Annotated in this window: 21 protein-coding genes; 9 read left to right on the top strand and 12 right to left on the bottom strand. The window is 73.0% G+C overall.

The annotated features are described in order from the left end of the window. Positions 1-155 precede the first annotated feature (155 nt). Positions 156-530 carry a cupin domain-containing protein gene (locus ACF08B_RS25695; RefSeq protein ID WP_392319592.1) on the bottom strand — a complete coding sequence of 125 codons (375 nt, stop codon included), beginning with the start codon at positions 528-530 and terminating at the stop codon, positions 156-158. Positions 531-629: 99 nt separating this feature from the next. Here ACF08B_RS25695 and ACF08B_RS25700 point away from each other — a divergent pair, with 99 nt between their 5' ends. After that, positions 630-1076, top strand: coding sequence for a MarR family winged helix-turn-helix transcriptional regulator (locus ACF08B_RS25700; protein WP_392319593.1), 447 nt, complete (start codon positions 630-632; stop codon positions 1074-1076). A gap of 183 nt (positions 1077-1259) precedes the next feature. Continuing rightward, positions 1260-2120 (top strand): esterase/lipase family protein, encoded by an 861-nt coding sequence (locus ACF08B_RS25705; protein WP_392319594.1) that lies wholly within the window; start codon positions 1260-1262, stop codon positions 2118-2120. A gap of 51 nt (positions 2121-2171) precedes the next feature. Here ACF08B_RS25705 and ACF08B_RS25710 read toward each other — a convergent pair whose 3' ends face one another. Then, positions 2172-3209 carry a lytic polysaccharide monooxygenase gene (locus tag ACF08B_RS25710; protein ID WP_392319595.1) on the bottom strand — a complete coding sequence of 346 codons (1038 nt, stop codon included), beginning with the start codon at positions 3207-3209 and terminating at the stop codon, positions 2172-2174. Between the two features lie 166 nt (positions 3210-3375). Here ACF08B_RS25710 and ACF08B_RS25715 point away from each other — a divergent pair, with 166 nt between their 5' ends. Beyond that, positions 3376-3834 carry a GNAT family N-acetyltransferase gene (locus ACF08B_RS25715; RefSeq protein WP_392319596.1) on the top strand — a complete coding sequence of 153 codons (459 nt, stop codon included), beginning with the start codon at positions 3376-3378 and terminating at the stop codon, positions 3832-3834. 15 nt (positions 3835-3849) lie between these two features. On the opposite strand, the gene ACF08B_RS25720 is transcribed toward ACF08B_RS25715, so the two are convergent. Further along, positions 3850-3984 (bottom strand): hypothetical protein, encoded by a 135-nt coding sequence (locus ACF08B_RS25720; protein ID WP_093478905.1) that lies wholly within the window; start codon positions 3982-3984, stop codon positions 3850-3852. 138 nt (positions 3985-4122) lie between these two features. On the opposite strand from ACF08B_RS25720, the gene ACF08B_RS25725 reads away from it, so the two are divergent. Beyond that, complete coding sequence (locus ACF08B_RS25725; protein WP_392319597.1) at positions 4123-4743, top strand: class I SAM-dependent methyltransferase; 621 nt, start codon at positions 4123-4125, stop codon at positions 4741-4743. Between the two features lie 22 nt (positions 4744-4765). On the opposite strand, the gene ACF08B_RS25730 is transcribed toward ACF08B_RS25725, so the two are convergent. Together ACF08B_RS25730 and ACF08B_RS25735 are read right to left on the bottom strand one after the other, a co-directional pair. Further along, complete coding sequence (locus ACF08B_RS25730; RefSeq protein ID WP_392319598.1) at positions 4766-5266, bottom strand: DUF402 domain-containing protein; 501 nt, start codon at positions 5264-5266, stop codon at positions 4766-4768. Next, a complete protein-coding gene (locus ACF08B_RS25735; RefSeq protein ID WP_392319599.1) occupies positions 5247-6176 on the bottom strand; it encodes a GNAT family N-acetyltransferase in 930 nt (309 codons plus the stop codon). The genes ACF08B_RS25730 and ACF08B_RS25735 overlap by 20 nt, the downstream gene beginning before the upstream one ends. 71 nt (positions 6177-6247) lie before the next feature. Between ACF08B_RS25735 and ACF08B_RS25740 the strand changes: the two genes are divergently transcribed. Continuing rightward, positions 6248-6616 (top strand): GntR family transcriptional regulator, encoded by a 369-nt coding sequence (locus ACF08B_RS25740; RefSeq protein ID WP_073899886.1) that lies wholly within the window; start codon positions 6248-6250, stop codon positions 6614-6616. Positions 6617-6668: 52 nt separating this feature from the next. Here ACF08B_RS25740 and ACF08B_RS25745 read toward each other — a convergent pair whose 3' ends face one another. Together ACF08B_RS25745 and ACF08B_RS25750 are read right to left on the bottom strand one after the other, a co-directional pair. Beyond that, entirely contained in the window at positions 6669-7439 is a 771-nt protein-coding gene (locus ACF08B_RS25745) for a DUF72 domain-containing protein (RefSeq protein ID WP_392319600.1), read from the bottom strand. 15 nt (positions 7440-7454) lie between these two features. Beyond that, positions 7455-8549 (bottom strand): DUF5925 domain-containing protein, encoded by a 1095-nt coding sequence (locus ACF08B_RS25750; protein WP_073899882.1) that lies wholly within the window; start codon positions 8547-8549, stop codon positions 7455-7457. 300 nt (positions 8550-8849) lie between these two features. On the opposite strand from ACF08B_RS25750, the gene ACF08B_RS25755 reads away from it, so the two are divergent. Then, positions 8850-9653 (top strand): SGNH/GDSL hydrolase family protein, encoded by an 804-nt coding sequence (locus tag ACF08B_RS25755; protein ID WP_392319601.1) that lies wholly within the window; start codon positions 8850-8852, stop codon positions 9651-9653. 18 nt (positions 9654-9671) lie between these two features. On the opposite strand, the gene ACF08B_RS25760 is transcribed toward ACF08B_RS25755, so the two are convergent. The 4 genes from ACF08B_RS25760 to ACF08B_RS25775 all read right to left on the bottom strand — a co-directional run bounded on the left by ACF08B_RS25760 (position 9672) and on the right by ACF08B_RS25775 (position 16247). Next, the gene (locus ACF08B_RS25760; RefSeq protein WP_392319602.1) at positions 9672-11315 is read right to left on the bottom strand and encodes a serine/threonine-protein kinase; all 1644 of its coding nucleotides are present in this window, start codon (positions 11313-11315) and stop codon (positions 9672-9674) included. A 27-nt stretch (positions 11316-11342) separates the two neighbouring features. After that, the gene (locus tag ACF08B_RS25765; RefSeq protein ID WP_392319603.1) at positions 11343-12944 is read right to left on the bottom strand and encodes a nickel transporter; all 1602 of its coding nucleotides are present in this window, start codon (positions 12942-12944) and stop codon (positions 11343-11345) included. Further along, positions 12941-14608: a hypothetical protein gene (locus ACF08B_RS25770; RefSeq protein ID WP_392319604.1), complete on the bottom strand. Its 1668-nt coding sequence runs from the start codon at positions 14606-14608 to the stop codon at positions 12941-12943. Before ACF08B_RS25770 ends, ACF08B_RS25765 begins: the two co-directional genes overlap by 4 nt. A gap of 97 nt (positions 14609-14705) precedes the next feature. Beyond that, on the bottom strand, positions 14706-16247 hold the full coding sequence (locus ACF08B_RS25775) for a DUF4331 domain-containing protein (RefSeq protein ID WP_392319605.1): 1542 nt from the start codon (positions 16245-16247) through the stop codon (positions 14706-14708). A gap of 208 nt (positions 16248-16455) precedes the next feature. On the opposite strand from ACF08B_RS25775, the gene ACF08B_RS25780 reads away from it, so the two are divergent. The 3 genes from ACF08B_RS25780 to ACF08B_RS25790 all read left to right on the top strand — a co-directional run bounded on the left by ACF08B_RS25780 (position 16456) and on the right by ACF08B_RS25790 (position 18206). After that, positions 16456-16998 carry a sigma-70 family RNA polymerase sigma factor gene (locus tag ACF08B_RS25780; protein ID WP_093478920.1) on the top strand — a complete coding sequence of 181 codons (543 nt, stop codon included), beginning with the start codon at positions 16456-16458 and terminating at the stop codon, positions 16996-16998. Further along, entirely contained in the window at positions 16995-17810 is an 816-nt protein-coding gene (locus ACF08B_RS25785) for an anti-sigma factor domain-containing protein (protein WP_392319606.1), read from the top strand. The genes ACF08B_RS25780 and ACF08B_RS25785 overlap by 4 nt, the downstream gene beginning before the upstream one ends. 126 nt (positions 17811-17936) lie before the next feature. Further along, positions 17937-18206, top strand: coding sequence for a hypothetical protein (locus tag ACF08B_RS25790; protein ID WP_392319607.1), 270 nt, complete (start codon positions 17937-17939; stop codon positions 18204-18206). A 110-nt stretch (positions 18207-18316) separates the two neighbouring features. Here ACF08B_RS25790 and ACF08B_RS25795 read toward each other — a convergent pair whose 3' ends face one another. Then, positions 18317-19513 (bottom strand): CaiB/BaiF CoA transferase family protein, encoded by a 1197-nt coding sequence (locus ACF08B_RS25795; RefSeq protein ID WP_392319608.1) that lies wholly within the window; start codon positions 19511-19513, stop codon positions 18317-18319. Positions 19514-19531 lie beyond the last annotated feature (18 nt).

Genomic DNA, 19531 nt, shown 5'->3' on the forward strand with positions numbered 1-19531 from the left:
CGCCATACGTCCGATACGTACATCGTACGCTCGTTCGATTACTGTAACCCCACCCGCATCGGTCGGGCGACAAGAAATCGAACGTGTCAGCGATTATCTTCCGGGATGGAGTGCTGGTGGAGCGGGATTCCCCGTGATCCGGCGGGACGGTGGGCTCAGTTGGCCCAGGGCGGGGAGAGGCGGGTGCCGTCGGCCAGCCGGGCTTCCAGGCCGACCGAGGTGGTGACCCAGGAGATCGCGGTGTGGTCGGTCGCATTGGTCACGGCCAGGGTCGCCCCCGGATTGATGATCACCGTGTCGCCGGCGGTGATCCGGTCGGTCCGGCCGTCGAGCGTGATGAGCAGCTCGCCGACGAGCAGGTGGAAGATCTCCTCCCGGTTGACGGTGTGGGCGGGGGCCTCGGTGCCCGGCGGTATCTCGCCGCGCCACGCGCACAGCTCCCTGCTGCCGGTGAGCGGGGTGGCGTACGAGACGAACCGGGCGCCGTGGATCTCGTGGGTCACGGCTTCCGAGGAGCGGACGACGGGCATGGCGGTGTCTCCCTGTATGGAAAGTAGTCAAGCTGCTTGACGATCTCCCCATATGGTCAAGCAGCTTGACCAAATCGTCAAGGGTGTTTCAATGCCTTCGTGCAGAACTCCGACGCCATGGCCCTGTCCGCCGCCCTGCTCGCCGTGGCGGGCGACCTCACTCAGCGCATCCATGACGGGGTCGTGGCCCGCGGATTCACCGACCTCCGGCCCGCCCACGGCTTCGCCTTCGCGCGGCTCGCGCCGGACGGCGCCACCGTCACCGACCTCGCCGCGCACCTCGGGGTGACCAAGCAGGCGGCGAGTCAGCTGGTGGACGAGATCGTGCGCAAGGGGTACGCCGAGCGGCTGCCGCACCCAAAGGACGCGCGCGCCCGGCTGATCGTGCTGACCGGGCGGGGGTGGGCCTGTACCCGGGCGGCGGAGGAGGCGGCCGCCGAGGTCGTGGGGCGATGGGCCGAACTGCTGGGCGAGGGCGAAGTGTGCGTGTTGCGGGACCGTCTGGCCCGGATCGCTCCCTACGGTCCGATCAGGCCTTCCTGGTGACGGACCGTCGGGGCGCCGACGCGGCGCGCCGGTGAGGCTCCGGTTATCACTGGAAGTTTTTACTGACGCGTAACTTCACACTTCCACTACTCGTCCGTAACTTGACGAGTGAACAGCATCCTCGTGATCCGGATCACAGGGTAAGGCCGTCGCACCTCCCTTGAGCCGCAAGGAGATCACACGATGCTGCCCTGGAAGCGAGTGCTCAGACCCCTCGCCGCGCTGCTCCTCACCGCCGCCGTCGCCACCCTCCCCGCCGCCACCGCCCAGGCCGCCTCCGCCCCGAGCAGCGGCTGGAACGACTTCTCCTGCAAGCCCTCCGCCGCCCACCCCCGCCCGGTCGTCCTGGTCCACGGAACCCTGGGCAACTCGATCGACAACTGGCTCTCCCTCGCCCCCTACCTGAAGGACCGCGGGTACTGCGTCTACTCCCTGGACTACGGCCAGTTGACCGGCGTCCCGCTCTTCCACGGCCTCGGGCCCATCGACAAGTCGGCCGAACAGCTGTCCGCCTACGTCGACAAGGTGCTCGCCGCCACCGGAGCCGCCGAGGCCGACCTGGTCGGCCACTCCCAGGGCGGCCTGATGCCCCGCTACTACCTCAAGTTCCTCGGTGGGGCCGGCAAGGTGAACGCCCTCGTCGGCATCGCGCCCGACAACCACGGCGCCACCCTGAGCGGGCTGACCAACCTGCTGCCGTACTTCCCCGGCGCCGCGGACCTGATCAAGGCCACCACCCCCGGCCTCGGTGACCAGATCCCCGGCTCCGCCTTCCTCACCAAGCTCAACGCGGACGGCGACACCGTCCCCGGAGTGCACTACACGGTCCTCGCCACCAAGTACGACGAGGTGGCCACCCCCTGGCGCAGCCAGTACCTGACCGGCCCCGACGTCCACAACGTCCTGCTGCAGGACCTGTGCCCGCTCGACCTCTCCGAACACGTGGCGATCGGCCTGTTCGACCGGATCGCCTTCCACGAGGTGGCCAACGCGCTCGACCCGGCCCACGCCACCGCCACCACCTGCGCGTCGGCCTTCAGCTGACGCGCCGCCGGGGCCTGTCCGGCCTGAGCCGCCGGACGGGCCCCGGAACCCTCACCCGCGGCGGCCGCCCGCGGCGCGCCGCCGCACCGACAGGAACAGCGCCGCCGAACCGAGCGCCAGCGCGGCCGCGCCGCCGACGGCCGCGTACGAGGTGCCGGTGGACGCGCCGGTCTCGGCGAGGTTCTCCGAACTCCCGTCGGCCTTCGGTCGGTTGGGCGCGGCGGCGGGCTCCGCGGAGGTGCTCGCGTCGTCGTCGCCGTGACCGTGGTGCTCGACCGTCGACCTGTCCTCGCCGGCCGCGACCTGCTCGTCGGACGGCGCGGAGGCGACCGGAGCCGGGGTGGACCCGGCGGATCCGGTGCTCTCCGTGCCGCCGGAGCCGGAGCCGGTGTCTTCGGTGCTCCCCGTACCGCCGCCGCTCCCCGTGCTCCCGGTGCCGCCGGTGCCTCCGCCGAAGTCCACGTCCGAGCAGGAGTAGAACGCCTCCGGGCTGTCCGAGCGCTGCCAGACCGCGTACAGCAACTGCCGTCCGGACCGCTCGGGAAGCCTGCCGGAGAAGGTGTAGAAGCCGCCCGAGGCGGTGGGGTCGGTGACCGTCGCCACCGGGTGCTCCAGATCCAGCGCGGACCAGGCCAGCGGCTTCGCGGGGTCGTAACCGGGCTTGGTCAGATAGACCTTGAAGGTCCCCTTGTGCGGCGCGGTCACCCGGTACTTGAAGGTGTACGACCCGCCGTGCACGCTCGTCGCCGGCCAGTCGGCGCGGGCCAGGTCGAGGCCCTTGAACTCGGCGTTGCCCGCGCTGCACAGCCTGCCGTCCGGGATCAGCCGCTGGTGCCGGCCGTTGGCGTCGCCGATCCGGATGCCGTTCCAGTCGTACAGGGCCTGGGCGCCGCCGGCCGTCACGGCCGCCCTGCACGCGGCCGACTTCGGGCTCTCCGGTCCCTCCGCGTAGCACTGCGAGACCCGGCTGACCGGGTCGCCCATCGAGCCGTGCGCGGACGCGGGGGCGGCGGCGAGCGCGGTCAGGGCGAGCGGCGCCGTACCGAGTACGGCGACGGCGGCGGCCTTGCGGCGGGCGCGAGCGGGCATGCGGAACTCCTCCGAACGGTCCGTGGGGGCGGGGTGGATCCCGTGGGGTGATCCGAAACTAGCCCCGAAGGACCGTGGAATCGCCTGCTGGAGGCGGGTGGAGGAGATCCTTATGGTCCTCTTAAGGGGGTGCTCAGACTGCGCTCAGGTAGCTACCGTGCGCGGCATGGACGACCAGGAGAACGAGGGGGTCCGGCCGGCCCGCGCCGCCGACGTACCCGCCGTGCGCGCGGTGACGGACGCGGCCTACCGCCCCTACATCGAGCGCATCGGCGTGGTGCCCCGGCCCATGGAGGCGGACCATGAGGCGGACGTGGCCGCCGGCCGGGTGTTCGTCACCGCGGACCCCGTCGTCGGGCTGGTGGTGGTCGAGGAGTTCGCCGACCACCTCTTCCTGGACAGCGTCGCCGTCCATCCCGCCGCCCACGGCACGGGCGTGGGGCGGCGGCTGCTGCGCTTCGTGGAGACGCGCGCGCGTGAGCTGGGGCTCGGTGAGATCAGGCTCTACACGAACGCGATGATGTGGGAGAACCGGAGGATCTACCCGAAGTACGGGTACGAACTCGTGGAACGCCGCGTCGACGGCCCCTACGACCGGATCCACTACCGCAAGCTGCTGGGCTGAGGGCCCCGGACGGCGTCAGCCGTCGGGCCACCAGGTGCGCGCGATGTCCTTGCGCACTTCGGGGCGCCCCGCGGGGCGCTCCTCGGCCTCTTCGCGGATCCGGCGGGTGTCCGTCCTCTTCAGGGGCTTCTGCACGATCGAGCGGCGCATGGCTGCCTCCTTCAGTGCCTACCGGGTTCCGCGATGTCACGGAGATAGACGCTTTTGGCGAGAGTTCCTCATCGGTGCCGGTCTGTCAGTGGCGGCTGTCACGTCCGCGTTGTCAGTGCTGTGTGTCACTCTCCGGGGATGACGAGCGAGAGTGGACGCACGGTTGCGGATGCCCCCAACGTGGACTGGGATGCCCGGGCCGCCGCGTTCGACGACGAGCCGGACCACGGCCTGCGCGACCCCGAGGTCCGCGCGGCCTGGTCGGACCGGCTCCGCGCCTGGCTGCCCGAGGACCCGGCCGAACTCCTCGACCTCGGCTGCGGCACCGGCAGCATGTCGCTCCTCGCGGCCGGCCAGGGACACCGGGTGACGGCCGTCGACCTGTCCCCGGCGATGGTCGAGCGGGCCCGGGCCAAGCTGGCCGGCCACGACGCGGTGGTGCTGCGCGGAGAGGCCGCCGACCCGCCGGTGGGGGAGCGGCGCTTCGACGTGATCCTCGTACGCCATGTGCTGTGGACGCTGCCGGACCCGGCCCGGGTCCTGCGGCACTGGCGGGACCTGCTGCGGCCCGGAGGCCGCTTCGTGCTGGTCGAGGGCGTCTGGGGCACCCTGCACCCCGTCGGCCTGTCCGCCGGGCGGCTCACCGCCCTGCTGGAGCCGCTGACGGCCGCCCTGCGCGTGGAGCGGCTGTCCGGCGACCCGCTGCTGTGGGGCAAGGACGTGGACGACGAGCGGTACGCCCTGATCGCCACCGTGTGAGCACGCCCGGTGACCGGGGACGTCAGGCGAGCAGTTCCTCGAAGCCGCCCTCACGGGCCAGCGCCTCCAGCTCGCCGAGGGCGGCGAGGGCGGCCGACGCGGCCTCCGGGTCCCGCTCCGCCAGACCGCTCTCGGCGAACTCGTCCTCGTCCAGCCGCCGCACGTCCGCGCCGTCGGCGGACCGCCACAGGTCCAGGTCGAGGTCCTCCACGACCAGTTCGCCGCCGGAGACGACCGCGGGCCGGGTGATGTCGCAGTACCAGCCCTTGAGGGAGCCGTCCGCGGCACGCACCTCCTTCACCGAGTACCAGCGGTCGCGCCAGTAGTACTCGGTGAAGACGTCGCCCGGCTCGAACCGCACGAAGCCGAAGTCGCGGACGCCGGAACCCGCCCAGGGCGCCCGCACCGCGATCCGGGTGCCGTCGTCCCCGAGCGCGTCGGCCGGGTAACGGATCTTCGTACGGCCCGCCTTGACCAGGACGACCTCCAGACGGACAGCCGGATCAGCCGAGTTCACGGACATGGCGCACCTCCGTGGCGCAGATCTCGTACCCGAGCCACTTGTTGATCGCGATCATCGGGTCGTTCCCCGCGTCGTTCCCGGTGAACGCCTCGGTGACGCCGGCGGCACGGGCCCGGTGCAGGGAGTGGGTCTTGGCGAGCTTGGCCAGGCCGCGGCCGCGGTGGGCGCGGGCGGTGCCGGTCATCGCCGTGGAGTAGCGGCCGCCGCCGTCGGTGTAGGCCACGCTGAAGGCGACCGGGCGGCCGTCGACGCACGCGGCCACCGTCAGGTCGCGGTCCAGCAGCGGATGCTTCCAGTACTGCTCGATCCAGGCGTCGTAGTCGGTGTACTCGAAGTCGATGTCTCCGGGCTCGTCCCGCATCGTCTCCGCGTCCAGCTCGAACAGCGGGCGCGGGTCGTCCGCGAAGTCCGCGGCCGTACGCAGCTCGACACCCGCCGGGGTCTCCGGGAGCGCCGGGAGGGCGGCGCCCGCCAGGTCGAGGCGGAGGAAGTGGGAGGAGCGGCTGCCGCGATAGCCGTGCCGCTCCGCGAAGGCGCGGTGGGCCGGCTCGTCGAGGACCCAGGTGAGCAGCCGGGTGGCACCCTCGGCGGTGAGGTGTTCCTCGGCCGCGCGCAGCAGCAGCCCGCCCGCGCCACGGCCGGTCCGGTCGGGCCGTACGTAGATGTTCACCAGGCCCTGGCCCGGCTCGGGGCTGTCGTGGGCCAGGTGGACCTGGGCCGTACCGATCACCTCGCCGTCCTCCTCCGCGACCAGCGGGCGGTACCGGGCCTCCGGCGGGACGTGGACGGCGTTGTGGCGGACCGATTCCGAGGTGAACAGGATGTACGGCAGGGCGAGCCGCCGCACCCGGGCGAAGCCCTCGGTGTCGGCCGGGACTTCGGGGCGGAGGTCGCGCACGATCACGGTCATGGGCAGGCACCGTACGCGGCGGACATCCCCCGGTGCCTCTGATTTTCCGGCGGGTGCGGGACAATCGCCCCGTGAGCCTGAAGATCCGCATCGACGACAGCGCGCCCCCCTACGAGCAGGTACGGGCGCAGATCTCCGAGCAGGCGCGGTCCGGGTCTCTCCCGGTGGGGTACCGGCTGCCGACCGTGCGCGGGCTCGCCGAGTCCCTGGGGCTCGCGGTGAACACGGTGGCCAAGGCGTACCGGGCCCTGGAGGGCGACGGGGTGATCGAGACGCGGGGGCGCAACGGCACGTTCGTGGCCGCCGCCGGCTCGGCCGCCGAGCGTGAGGCGTCGTCGGCCGCACAGGCGTACGCGGAGCGGGTGCGGCGGCTGGGCCTGGGCGAGGACGAGGCCCTGGCCGCGGTCCGCGACGCCCTGCGCGCGGCCTACGGCGAGTAGCCGGGCACCGCGGATACGGCCGGGGCGGCTCCGGCACCCGGCCGCACGGCGGTCACCGGTGCCGCGCCGGCTCCGGAAACCGTGTCACCGTCAGGCCCGCCCGGCCCGCCGCCCGGCCGAAGACCACCGCGTCCCGGACCGCCGCGCCCCCCGGGTCGTTGTTGAAGTACGCGTACACGTCCTCCGTGCCGCCGAACGTCGTCGCGATCCGGTCCACCCACGTCTCCAGCGACCGTCGGCCGTAGCGCGGCCACGGCTGGGCGCGGCCCTGGTGGAAACGGACGTAGCCCCAGCCGGTGGTGCGCCACAGCGGGGCGACCGGGCGGGCCAGGACGTCAGCCCAGCACAGGGCCGCGCCCCGGGACTCCAGCACCGCGCGTACCTCCGGCGTCCACCACGAGTCGTGGCGCGGCTCGACCGCGACCCGCGTACCGGCCGGGAAGCAGGCCAGGCAGGCGTCCAGCAGGGCCGGGTCGGCACGCAGGGTGGGCGGGAGCTGGAGGAGGACCGGGCCCAGCCGGTCGCCGAGCCCCGCCGCGTGGCTCATCAGCCGCTCCACCGGCTCCCCGGGATCCTTCAGCCGCTTGATGTGGGTGAGGTAGCGGCTGGCCTTGACCGCGACCACGAAGTCCAGGGGCACCCGCTCGCGCCACGCCTCGAAGTTCTCGCGCGTCGGCAGCCGGTAGAAGGCGTTGTTGATCTCCACCGTCGCGAACAGCCGGGTGTACTCCTCCAGCCACAGCCGCGTCGGGACCCCGGCCGGATAGACGAGGTCCCGCCAGTCCTTGTACTGCCACCCGGAGGTGCCGACGAACAAGGTCATGGCACCATCAAAGCACTACAGGTACAGGCCCGCGTCCGCCCCTTCACGGGCGCCCGGCACCGACGTCGGCGTCGTGCCCCTGCGCAGCGCGTACAGCTCGGCGAGGGTCGCCCCCTCCCGGCCGACACCCTCCTCCGTGCCCAGCCAGTTCACCGCCTCGCCGCGGGTCAGCGGGCCCACCTCGATGCGGGCCAGACAGCGGCCGGGGCGGACCACCGCCGGGTGCAGCCGCTCCAGGTCCTCGTTGGTGGTGACGCCCACCAGGACGTTGCGGCCCTGGCCGAGCAGCCCGTCGGTGAGGTTCAGCAGCCGGGACAGCGCCTGGCCCGCCGTGTGCCGGGCCTCGCCGCGGATCAGCTCGTCGCAGTCCTCCAGCAGCAGGAGCCGCCAGCGGCCCTTGCCGGCGCCGTCGTCCTCGCCGATCGCGATGTCCATCAGATAGCCGACGTCGGAGAAGAGCCGCTCCGGGTCGAGCACGCAGTCGACCTGGCACCAGTCCCGCCAGGAGCGGGCCAGGGTGCGCAGGGCCGAGGTCTTCCCGGTGCCGGGCGGTCCGTGCAGCAGGAGCAGCCGCCCGGCGATGTCCTCCGGGGTCGTCTTCATCAGACGGTCCATCGCGTCCGCCACCGGCGCGGTGTAGTTGGGCCGGACCTCGTCCCAGGTGCCCGCCGAGATCTGCCGGGTGGTGCGGTGCGGGCCGCGCCTCGGCGAGACGTACCAGAACCCCATCGTCACGTTCTCCGGCTGCGGTTCGGGCTCGTCGGCCGCGCCGTCCGTGGCCTGGTCGAGGATCCGCTTCGCCAGTTCGGCGCTGGTCGCGGTGACCGTGACGTCCGCACCCCGGTTCCAGCGCGACACCAGCAGGGTCCAGCCGTCGCCCTCGGCGAGGGTCGCGCTGCGGTCGTCGTCGCGGGCGACCCGCAGCACACGGGCGCCGTCCGGCACCAGGGTCGCGCCGGAACGCACGCGGTCGATGTTCGCCGCGTGCGAGTACGGCTGCTCGCCCGTCGCGAAGCGGCCGAGGAACAGCGCGTCGACGACGTCGGACGGCGAGTCGGAGTCGTCGACGTGGAGCCGGATCGGCAGAGCGTCGTGTGGGTTCGCAGACATGCCGCCATGATCCGGCACGGATGCCCTCCGCGCACGGCATTTCCGCCGCTTGTTCCGGGTGTTCCAGAACTGTTCCGGGTGTTCCCGGAGAGCTGCCCGGCGCCCTCCGGTGCCACCGGTACGGCCGGTGGCGCCCGCTGACGGCCCGTCAACGCACGGTCCAGGCATGTGCAACAGATGAGCAGTGAACGTTTCGCGTTGATCCTGTTGAGACCCCAAAAGTCTTGGCATGGACACTTCCCGTCAACACGCGTAGTTGCTACGACAGTTGTGGCAGAGATGCTGCTAAAGGGAGGTTCCATGAGACGTTCCCGACTTACCGGATTCGTGACCTCGCTCCTCCTCGCCGCCGGCCTCGGTCTCACCGGGGCCGCTTCGGCGCAGGCGTCCACGACCGCCGCCGGTGGCTACGTGGCCCTCGGCGACTCCTACTCCTCCGGGGTGGGATCCGGCAGCTACATCAGCTCCAGCGGCAGTTGTGACCGCAGCACCAAGGCGTACCCGTACCTGTGGAACGCCGCCCACGGCCCGTCGTCGTTCGCCTTCAACGCCTGCTCGGGCGCCAAGACGGACGACGTGCTCGCGGGCCAGCTCGGCTCGCTGAACTCCTCCACCTCGCTGGTGTCCCTCACCATCGGCGGCAACGACGCCGGCTTCGCCGACGTCATGACGACCTGTGTGCTCCAGTCCGACAGCGCCTGCATCTCCAAGATCAACACGGCCAGGGCGTACGTCGCCAACACGCTTCCCGGCAAGCTGGACACCGTCTACAACACGATCAGCGCCAAGGCCCCGTCCGCCCGGGTGGTCGTCATCGGCTACCCCCGCTTCTACCTGCTCGGCCAGTCCTGCCTCGGCCTCTCCGAGACCAAGAGGTCCGCGATCAACGACGCGTCCGACTTCCTCAACACCACCATCAAGGCCCGCGTCGCCGCCCACAGCTTCGTCTTCGGTGACGTCCGCACCACGTTCTCCGGTCACGAGATCTGCTCGAGCAACTCCTGGCTGCACAGCGTCAACTGGCTCAACATCGGCGAGTCCTACCACCCCACCGCGGCCGGCCAGTCCGGCGGCTACCTGCCGGTGCTCACGAACAACGCGTGACCCGTTCGGGCTCGCCCCTCAGGGTGAACTTGCCGGCGAGCCCGAGGCGGATGCGGAGGCCCCGTCCGACGGGGTCTCCGTCGGGGTGCAGGTCACCGAGAACGGCACGGAGTTCGAGGTCGTCCGCACCGGAGAGCGCACCTCCACGCTGATCTCGTTCTCGACCGTCCCACCCCCTTCGGGGTACGCCGTGACCGTCACCCGCACCTGCTTGGTCCGGCCGGCGCCCTCCGCGAAGGACAGTGTCCGCCACCCCGGGTCCGACACCGAACCGTGCGCCGGCACCCACCGGTACTCCACGTCGGCGGGCAGCCGCCCCACCGTGAACGTCGCCGTGAACGCCGGCGTGCCGGCCGACGGCGGCGGACAGGGCCCGGAGTACGTCGTGTCCGTACCGGTCAGGGTGACGTGGACGGACTGGGCCGGCCGGCTGCTAGCCGACGCGCTGCCGCGCGTGGGCGGCGCCGGTGCCGCCGTGTCCGCGTCGGTGCTGCCGGTGGCGGCGGGGGAGTGCGCGGTGCCGCTCGCCCGGCCGCTGCTCGCGGTGTCCTTCCCGCCGTCGCCGTCACCGCCCTGGTGCAGCAGCGCGTACGTCAGTCCCGCCAGTGCCAGGACGACCGCGAGGACGCCGGCGACCAGGACGAGCGCGGCACGGCGGTTCCGCCCGCTCCCCGTGTCCGGCTGCGCGGCCGTGGTCGCGGGGTCCGGATACCCGGTGGGCAGCGGCATCGGCGGGGTGCCCGAGGGCTGCGGCGACCGGGACACCGTCGTCGGGGCGTACGGCGACACGACGGCCGCCGTCTCCGTCCGGGACGTGCCGCCCGCCGCCACCAGCCGCAACTCCCGCTCGGCCTGCTCCGCGGACAGCCTCCCGGCCGGGTCCTTGCGCAGCAGCCCGGCGATCACGGGCGCGAGCGGACCCGCCCGGCGGGCCGGCGGCAACTCCTCGTCCACCACCGCCCGCAGGGTGCTCAGCGGGGTGTCCTGCCGGAACGGGGTGACGCCTTCCACGGCGGCGTACAGCAGCACGCCCAGCGACCACAGGTCCGACTCCGGCCCCGGCGTGCGCCCCAGCGCACGCTCCGGAGCGAGGAACTCGGGCGAGCCGATCACCTCGCCGGTCATCGTCAGCGCGGACGTGCCCTCGACCGTGGCGATCCCGAAGTCGGTGAGGACCACCCGGCCGTCGTTGGCCAGCAGCACGTTGGCCGGCTTCACGTCACGGTGCAGCACCCCGGCCGCGTGCGCGCCGCGCAGCGCCGAGAGGACCTCGGCCCCGATGTGCGCGGCCCGCTGCGGCGCCATCGGACCCTCCGCCTCCAACTGGTCGGCGAGGGACAGGCCGCGCACCAGCTCCATCACGATCCAGGGCCGGCCCGCCTCCATCGCCACGTCGTACACGGTGACCACGTTGCGGTTCGCGACCCTGGCCGCCGCCCACGCCTCACGCTCCAGACGGGCGTACATCCGCTCCACGTCCGAGGCCGGCAGCCCGGCCGGGGCCCGCACCTCCTTGACGGCCACCTCCCGGTGCAGCGCCTCGTCACGGGCGCGCCACACCGTTCCCATGCCGCCCTCGCCCAGCGGGGACAGCAGGCGGTAGCGGTCCGCGATCACACGTTCACGGCCCGGCTCTTCGGACACGGGCGCCCCCCAAGGCATCTCGCGCGAATTCTCCACAAAAGTAGCTCAGCCGAGCGCGGATGCGGCCCCCTTGAGCACCAATCCGATACCCAGGGCCAGCACCACCGACGCGGAGACGAGGGGCAGGGTCCGGCGGACGAGGGCGGTCAGCGGGTGGGCCGTCCAGCGGGGGCGCCGGTCCAGTACCCGGGTGGCGCCGGCACCGAGCCGTACGACGGCGAACCCCGCCGCGCTGAGCGTCAGCGCGAGCCCGGCCCCGTACGCGACGACGAGCAGCAGCCCGAACCAGGCCTTGCCGAGCGCCGCGGCGCCGACCAGCACCACCACGGCGGACGGGCTGGGCACCAGCCCACCGGCGAACCCGAGCAGGATCGTGCCGCGCAGGGTGGGCGCGGTGGGGTGGCTGTGCGTGTGACCGCCGTGGGTGTGCACCACACCGCCGTGGTGGTGATGCCCGCCGTCGTGGTCGTGGTCGTGATGGTGGTCGTGGTGCCCGTGCCGGTGGGTGTGTCCGTCGTGGCCGTGGTGGTGTCCCGCACCCGCGGCCTCCGGGTGCGCGCCGACCAGTGCCAACGGGCGTTCCCCGGCGGCCTCGTGGGAGTGCGCCTCGGGACGCGGGTGGGTGTGTGCCCGGCTGTGCCAGGCCCGGCGTACGAGGTTGACGCCGGCCACGAGCACCAGAACGCCGCTGGCGATGCCCAGCCAGGCGATCACCGAGGGCGTGGCGGCGGAACCGGCCGTGACGAGCAGGCCCAGCGCGACGACGCCGAGGGTGTGGGTCACGGTGACCGAGGCGGCCAGGGGCAGTACGTCCCGCAGCCGGGCCCGGCCCCCGCGCGCCGCCGCCGTCGCGGCCATCAGCGTCTTGCCGTGGCCCGGGGCGAGCGCGTGCATCGCGCCCAGGACGACCGCGATGAGCAGGGCGAGCGCGGCGAAACCGACGGTGAGGTCATGGCGGGCCACCAGGTCGTCCAGGGCCCGGGTGAAGCAGTCGGCACCCCGGGGCAGCACCCCGGCGCCCGGGGTGTCCTGCCGTTCCCCGGTGAGCGCCGGGCCGCCGGGGCGCACCCGCAGCGAGGCGCCGGTGGTGTCGGCGGGCGAGGACAGCAGGTCCTTCGGGTACGTCGTCAGTTCGTGGGAGACCGACGCCTTCGGCACGTCCGTCGCGGTGAGCGTCATGCGGTCGCCGCGCGCGGTGATCTCGCGCCAGCCGGGTCCGCCGTCCGCGCCCGCGCCGTGGAAGCCGAGGGCGACGGTGCGGCCGCGGGGGAGCGGGGCGGTCAGCCGGCACTCCACGCGGAGGGTGTGCAGACCGGCCTGACCGGGACGCAGCCGTGCCGTGCTCCGACCGGCCGTGAGCGTGGCCGGCCGCCCGCCGACGGTGAGCCGGCTGCCCTCGGCGGCCCGGGCGCACCGCTGCCGGGCCCAGCCGGCCAGGCCCAGCCGCTTCAGGTCCGGGGCGGCCTGGGTGGCCGGGATCTCGGCCAGGTCCTCCACGTGGTCGACGCGGAGCCGGCCGGGAGCGGCGACCAGGCCGTCGTAGCGGTTGACCGTGAAGTTGCCGAGGGGATGGGCGCTCGCGGTGCCGGCCGGCAGGAGCCCGAGGGCGCAGACGGCGAGCAGGACGAACAGCAGACGCGGTTTCACCGGGCGGCCTCCAGGGCCTTGCGGGCCCGCTCGGCGCCCAGCGGTGAGAAGCCGGGGTTCAGCTTCAGGGCCGCGTTCAGCGAGGCGCGGCCGGCCGTCCGATGGCCCGTGGCCAGCTCGATCATGCCGCGGTGGTAGAGGAAGGCGGCGTTGCGGTAACCGGTGGCGCCGGCCCGGCGGGCGTACGGCAGGGCCTCCTCGTCGAGGCCGTTGACGTGCAGGGCCCAGGCGAGGGCGTCCGCGGTGTGCACGGTGTGCCTGCGGGTCCATTCGGCGCGGGCCGCCCGCAGCGCGGCCCTCCGGTCGCCGTGGTCGGCCGCGGCGAGCGCGGTGTCCAGGTCCGCGTCGACGCCGTTGGCGCGGGCCAGCGCGATCCACGCGTCCACGAGGGCGTACTGCCGCCGGGCCCGCGCCCGGTCGCCGGCCGCGCCCCGCGCCTCGTACAGCTCGCCCAGTTCGACGAGCGGTCCGGGCAGCGGATACTGCGCGACCACCGTCTCCAGTCCCCTGATGGCCGCCGCGCGGTCACCGGTCGCCGCCTGCGCGCGGGCCCGGCCCTCCAGCGCCGGCAGATAGGTGTCGTCCGCGGCGAGTGCGCGGGCGTAGTAGGTGAGCGCCGTCCTGTGGTCGCCCTGGTTCCAGGCGAGCTGGCCGAGCTGCGCGGCCACGTACGCCGTGTCGCCGGGCGAACTCGCGACGGACAGCGCCTGCTTCAGAACCCGGCGGGCCGTCCGCACGTCGCCCCGCAACTCGTGGACGTAGGCGTAGCGGGTGAAGACCGGCACTCCCGGCTTGCGCGCGTCGGCCGTCGTGGCCGCCTCGGACGCCTCGGCGTACCGGCCGAGTTCGACCAGGGCGTCGACGCGGGAGGACAGCGCGCGCTCGCTGTACGGGTTCTGCCGGAGGGCCTCGTCGGAGTGGACCAGGGCGTGCTCGAAGTCGTGCCGGGCCGCGGCGAGAGCGGCGCGTCCGGCCAGCGCCTGGTCGTTGTCCGGTGCGAGCGACAGGGAACGCCGCAGTGCCTTCTCCGCCTGCGGGTACCGGGAGGGATCGCCCTTGGTCCGCGCCTGCTCGACGTAGGCGAGGCCCAGGGTGGCCCAGTCGCCGGCGTCCCTGGGCTGGGACCGCAGGTGGGCCTGGAGCGCGGCGATGCTCGCGTCCAGGTTCCCGCCGCCGAGGACACCGGGGTCCACGGCACGGGAGGCGACCGGCACCGACGCGGGCGCCCGGTCGGTACCGAGGGCGATCGCCCCACCGGTCATGGCCACCGCCAGCAGCACGCCGCACACCGCGAGCTGAGCGCCTCGCCAGTGGCGCCCGGCACCGCGCACCCGCCGGACGGCGACCACACGGTCGTCGGGCCCGGGAGCCTCGGGCTCGTCGGCGCCGGTCGCGGGCTCGCCGGTGTCCGCGGGGGAGGGTGCGTCGTGATCGGCGCCGGCGCAGTGGTGGTCCTCGGCGCCGCCGACGGGCTCGCCGCCGTCCGTGGCGGAGGCGTCGTGCGCGTCGCCGCCGGGAGCCGCGTTCTCGCCGGCCGGTGGTTCACCGGCGGTCGGGCCGGACGGTTCACCGGCGGCCGGGCGGGCGTCGGAGGGCCCGCGTGCGCCGGAGCCGGCGGTCACCGTTTCCGTCGCGTCTCCGATGTCGTTCCTGCGCGGGGCCATGCCCTCTCCTCGGTCGCCCGGTGGTGTCGGAAGGGGAAGGCGCGGCCCGCCGTGGGGGAAGGGAACACGGGCCGCGCCGGTATGGGGGGAGTGCGGGTCAGTACGGGCGCTGCATGCGCCGGCGCCACCATGCGAAGGCGGTGCCGATCAGCAGGATCCCGGCCGCACCGGAGGCCGCGGAGGCGGCGATCAGCACGGTGTCGTCGGACCCGCCCGCGGACGCGCCGGCCGGCTGGAGGGCGTCACCGAGCTGGCTGCGCACGTCCGTACCCGCGGTCGTGCCCTTGGCGAGCTTGCCGCGCGAACCGGCCGTCGGCTGGGCGACGTACGGGAAGTACTTCTCGAACGACTTGTCGTTCTTGTCGACCGCGTCACCCAGGTCGTTCTTGGAACCGACCAGTTCACCCTCGACGACCTGGAGCGCCTCGTCGATCACGTCGTCGGTGAGCCGGCGCCCGTTCGGGAAGCCCGCGTTGTCGCCGTCCAGCACACCGAGCCGCTTGGGATGCATGGCCGGCTTGATCGACGTGTTCAGCCGCAGCTGCTCCGAAGGCTTCCCGTTCGGCGGCTGGTTGAGGCCCTTGACGCCCTTCAGGAAGACGTCGACGAGGTCGTTGCGCGGCTCGGCCGGAGCCTTGATCTTGTAGATCGACTCTATGAGCTTCGGCAGCTCCGGATTGGTCACGTTCTTCAGGAACTGCCCGTCGTACGCGGGCTGGGACGCGTTGAACTTGTCCTTGTCCTTCTGCGGGTTGACGACCTCGTTGACCAGCGGGTTGCCGAGGCGCGAGACCTGCGAGTAGTAGCCCTGCGCGTTGCGGCGCTGGGTCGTGGACCAGATGCCGACGATCGGCTGCTTCGCGGACTCGCGGATCAGCGCGTTCGGGACCTGCAGCGCGATCGAGTTGACGTTGTAGCCCTTGAGCGTGTCCCGGCCGACCTCCGTGAGGTTCCCGCCGTACAGCAGGTCGAAGACCCGCAGGTCCAGGAAGAAGGGGTCGTCGGCCTGGCCGGCGAAGGTGGCCGCGCCGCCGGCCGTCTTGTACACGGCCTGCGCGCGCAGCTTGCCGTAGTCGGGCATGGATGCCTTGCCGACGTTCGACGGGGCCACCGGTACGTCGTCCGCGAGCTTCGTCTTCGACATCATGTGCTGGTTCTTCAGCCGGATCAGGTCGATGTCGTACGTCTGCGTGATGTTGAGGTCCGGGTCGTCGAGGCTGGTGACCGGACCGGTGTTGTAGAGGAAGGTGTTGCCGTTCTTGGTGTGCGTCTTGAAGGTGTAGCGGAACAGCAGCTCACCCTGCGCGTCACCGTTGCTGTCGACGTGGATGTCGTACTGGGCGTCGTCCGCGAACGTGTAGAAGTTCGGCCCGCCCGCCGGTTCCTCGAACGGGATCCAGTTGGCCACGATCGTCGTCGTGTCGGGCTTGTCGGGGCTGACGAACGCGTACAGGTCCGTGTTGTCGTACTGCGGGGTGCCCGAGATCAGCGGGGCCTCCCGGTGGGAGGAGGCGGATGCCGCCCCGGGTTCCAGCGCGGTGACGCCGGCGGCTGCGAGCCCCCCGGCGGCCAGCGCACCGCAGATGAGCGTGACCAGGCCCTTGCGACCTGTGCCGCTCCTGGAGAAGAGAGGTGTCATGCCGTCCGTCCTCAGTGCCGACTTGCCTTTGACGGACGGGTATACGGAGCGGAACCGCCGATCGGCTTGGTCGGACGCCGAAAAACTTTTCACGACTTCGCACCCGCGTTTTCGGCCCGCGGATCCGTAACACCTCGGGGAGGTGTGTGCGGTGCGGATGCGCGGTGCGCGGGGAAGAGCCGGCTGCGGCCACGGAGAGGGGGGCCGGATGGCGGCCGACGATCTGCTGGTGCTCGTGGCGGGCGGCGACCAGAGGGCGTTCGAGGAGCTGTACGGGCTGGTGTCCGGGCCGGTGTACGGACTCGTACGACGGGTGGTGCGCGACCCCGCCCAGTCCGAGGAGGTCGCCCAGGAGGTCCTGCTCGAACTGTGGCGCTCCGCCGCCCGGTTCGACCCCGGCCGGGGCAGCGCCCTGTCCTGGATCCTCACGCTCGCCCACCGCCGTGCCGTCGACCGGGTGCGCAGCGCCCGCGCGGCCGGCGAACGCGAGCAGCGGGAGGCGCTGCGGGCCGGGGAGCCCGCCTTCGACCAGGTCGCCGAGGAGGTCGAGGCCGGTCTGGAACGCGAATGGGTGCGCCGCTGCCTGAAACGGCTCACGGCCCTGCAACGCCAGTCGGTGACCCTCGCCTACTACGACGGCTACACCTACCGTGAGGTGGCGGAGCGGCTGTCGCTGCCGCTCGGCACGGTCAAGACGCGGATGCGCGACGGACTCACCCGGCTGCGCGAGTGCCTGGGAGGTGCCGCATGAGCGTGCTCGGCAGGCTGCTCGGCCGTGACGACCCGCACTCCCTGGCCGCGCCCTACGCGCTCGACGCCCTGGAACCGGGTGAGCGGCACCGCTTCGAGAAGCACCTGCGCGGCTGCGACCGCTGCGCCGCCGAGGTGCGGGAGCTGGCCGAGGACGCGGTGCGTCTCGCCTGGTCCACGGCGGCCCCGGCGCCCGCCGCCCTGCGCGACCGGGTGCTGGCCGCCGTCCGCGCCACCCCCCAGGAGCAGGCGGCGCCCACGCGTGAGCGCGCACCCCGACTGCCCCCGCACGTATGGGGAGTCCAGCCGCCGCCGGGACGCGCCCGTGCGACGGCCAGGCGTCCCCTGTTCGTGCCCTTCGCGACGGCCACCGCCGCCGCGGCCCTCGTCGTCGCCTCGCTCTTCGCGGTCCAGGCGCACCGCACCGAGGACCGGCTCGACGCCGAGCAGGCCCGGGCACGTGAGATCGCCCACGTTCTCGCCGCCACCGACGTCCGCGTCACGAGCAGCGCGGATCCACGGGGACGCGGTATCGGAGTGATCGCTTCCGCGTCCGAGGGGGAAGCCGTCGTCACGCTCAGCGGATACGGCACCCCGCCCGGCGGGCGCGTGCACCAGCTCTGGCTCATGCGCCCCCGCGTGCAACCGCGCTCCCTCGGGCTCTTCGCGGGCGACACGCCCTTGGTGGCGAAGGGGCTCGGCAGATCCTCGACGTCACTCGCCGTAACCGTCGAGCCTGACGGAGGGTCAGCTCGACCCACCAGCCAGCCCATTGTCCAACTCACCCTGAAATCGGTCGGATTCGGAGAGTAGTCAAAGAGGGATGGTCAACCCCCTTGCAGGGAAGGTGAATCCTGTGGCCGAGATACCCGCGTGCCCCGCCGGGACGGTAGGGTTACCCTGCCCGGGCCGGGTGGACTCGTACGGGTGGGGAGTGACATGGAGCAGATAACGATGCGCAGCAGGGCCAGGGTCCCTGCGATCACGTGCGGGAGCAGTGCGACCAGTTCGCGCCTCGACCGCCATCTGTCGGTGCTGGGCGGACCCGCCATACCGCAGCGTGAGACGGTCGAGGCGACGTCGCTGATGCGCGAGCTGACGGCGCGTGACACCGTGCACGAGCGCAGCGACCGGGTCAGGCGCGTCCGTCGCGTCTCCCTCTTCGCACCGCTGCGCAGGCTGCGCCGCTCGCTGTTCGGCGGCCACTGAGCCGCCCCGAGGGGCCCCCGGCCGGTCACCGGCCGGCCGTCGAGCACCCTCGCTGAGTACCGGCACCGAGCGGACCGGCACGCCCGGAGTCCGGTCCTGTCTGCCCGCGCTCAGGCCGCCACGCCGTCCCGGCGCAGCGCTGCGATCTCGTCGTCCGTCATTCCCACGGCACGCAGCAGCGCCTCGGTGTGCTGACCGAGCGCGGGCACCTCGCCCATCCGCGCCTCCTCCCCGCCCGGCAGCGTGATGGGAGGCAGCAGCGCCCTCAGCGGCCCGACCGGCGAACCCACCTCGCGCCACCGCTCCCGGGCCGCGAGCTGCGGATGTTCCGCCAGCTCGTGCAGATCCCGCAGTCGCGCGCAGGCGATGCCCGCCTTCTCCAGCCGGGCCAGCGCCTCGTCCGCGTCCAGCAGGCCCAGCGCCCCGGCCACCAGCTCGTCGGTCCGCTCCCGGTTCGCCACCCGCGCCGCGTTCGTCGCGAAGGCGGGGTCCGTGCCCAACTCCGGTCGTCCCACGACCTGTTCGGCCAGACGGCACCACTCCCGGTCGTTCTGCACCGACAGCAGCACCCGTCCGCCGTCCGCCGTCGCATAGGCGTCGTAGGGCGCGATCACGGCGTGCGCGAGCCCGGTGCGCGCCGGCGCCTCACCCCCGTGCATCGTGTGGTGCAGCGGATGCCCGAGCCACTCGGCGAGCGCCTCCAGCATGGACACCTCCACCGGCCCGCCCCGCCCGGTCGTCCCGCGCCGCACGAGGGCCGCGAGCACGCCCGAGAACGCGTACATGGCGGCGGCGATGTCCGCCGCCGGGACGCCCGCCTTCACCGGCTGCTCCGGGGTCCCGGTCACCGACACGAGCCCCGCCTCGCACTGCACGAGCATGTCGTACGCCCGCTTGTCCGCGTACGGCCCCGAGCCGCCGTAGCCCGAGATGTCGACCGCGACGAGTCCCGGGTGCGCGGCGCACAGGGTGGCCGCGTCGAGGCCCAGCCGGGCCGCGGCCCCGTGCGCGAGGTTCTGCACGAACACGTCCGCGTCCGCGATCAGCCGCCGTACGACGGCGAGTCCGCGCGGGTCCTTCAGGTCCAGCGCGAGGGACTCCTTGCCGCGGTTGCACCACACGAAGTGCGAGGCGAGACCGCGGGCCGCCGTGTCGTAGCCGCGCGCGAAGTCGCCGCCGTCGACCCGCTCGACCTTGATGACCCGGGCGCCCAGATCGGCGAGCTGCCGGGTCGCGAAGGGTGCGGCCACGGCCTGTTCGACGGCGACGACGGTGATGCCCTCCAGGGGCAGGGGCTGCTGGTCCATGCCCCGGATCATGCCGGT

It is taken from the genome of Streptomyces sp. NPDC015139 (assembly GCF_043079785.1).
Taxonomy (GTDB): domain Bacteria; phylum Actinomycetota; class Actinomycetes; order Streptomycetales; family Streptomycetaceae; genus Streptomyces; species Streptomyces albidocamelliae.

Coding starts and splice junctions, on each gene's coding strand:
- ACF08B_RS25695 (WP_392319592.1), bottom strand. CDS start 530: ATGCCCGTCGTCCGCTCCTCGGAAGCCGTGACCCACGAGATCCACGGC.
- ACF08B_RS25705 (WP_392319594.1), top strand. CDS start 1,260: ATGCTGCCCTGGAAGCGAGTGCTCAGACCCCTCGCCGCGCTGCTCCTC.
- ACF08B_RS25710 (WP_392319595.1), bottom strand. CDS start 3,209: ATGCCCGCTCGCGCCCGCCGCAAGGCCGCCGCCGTCGCCGTACTCGGT.
- ACF08B_RS25715 (WP_392319596.1), top strand. CDS start 3,376: ATGGACGACCAGGAGAACGAGGGGGTCCGGCCGGCCCGCGCCGCCGAC.
- ACF08B_RS25720 (WP_093478905.1), bottom strand. CDS start 3,984: ATGCGCCGCTCGATCGTGCAGAAGCCCCTGAAGAGGACGGACACCCGC.
- ACF08B_RS25725 (WP_392319597.1), top strand. CDS start 4,123: ATGACGAGCGAGAGTGGACGCACGGTTGCGGATGCCCCCAACGTGGAC.
- ACF08B_RS25730 (WP_392319598.1), bottom strand. CDS start 5,266: ATGTCCGTGAACTCGGCTGATCCGGCTGTCCGTCTGGAGGTCGTCCTG.
- ACF08B_RS25735 (WP_392319599.1), bottom strand. CDS start 6,176: ATGACCGTGATCGTGCGCGACCTCCGCCCCGAAGTCCCGGCCGACACC.
- ACF08B_RS25745 (WP_392319600.1), bottom strand. CDS start 7,439: ATGACCTTGTTCGTCGGCACCTCCGGGTGGCAGTACAAGGACTGGCGG.
- ACF08B_RS25750 (WP_073899882.1), bottom strand. CDS start 8,549: ATGTCTGCGAACCCACACGACGCTCTGCCGATCCGGCTCCACGTCGAC.
- ACF08B_RS25755 (WP_392319601.1), top strand. CDS start 8,850: ATGAGACGTTCCCGACTTACCGGATTCGTGACCTCGCTCCTCCTCGCC.
- ACF08B_RS25760 (WP_392319602.1), bottom strand. CDS start 11,315: ATGCCTTGGGGGGCGCCCGTGTCCGAAGAGCCGGGCCGTGAACGTGTG.
- ACF08B_RS25770 (WP_392319604.1), bottom strand. CDS start 14,608: ATGGCCCCGCGCAGGAACGACATCGGAGACGCGACGGAAACGGTGACC.
- ACF08B_RS25775 (WP_392319605.1), bottom strand. CDS start 16,247: ATGACACCTCTCTTCTCCAGGAGCGGCACAGGTCGCAAGGGCCTGGTC.
- ACF08B_RS25780 (WP_093478920.1), top strand. CDS start 16,456: ATGGCGGCCGACGATCTGCTGGTGCTCGTGGCGGGCGGCGACCAGAGG.
- ACF08B_RS25785 (WP_392319606.1), top strand. CDS start 16,995: ATGAGCGTGCTCGGCAGGCTGCTCGGCCGTGACGACCCGCACTCCCTG.
- ACF08B_RS25790 (WP_392319607.1), top strand. CDS start 17,937: ATGGAGCAGATAACGATGCGCAGCAGGGCCAGGGTCCCTGCGATCACG.
- ACF08B_RS25795 (WP_392319608.1), bottom strand. CDS start 19,513: ATGGACCAGCAGCCCCTGCCCCTGGAGGGCATCACCGTCGTCGCCGTC.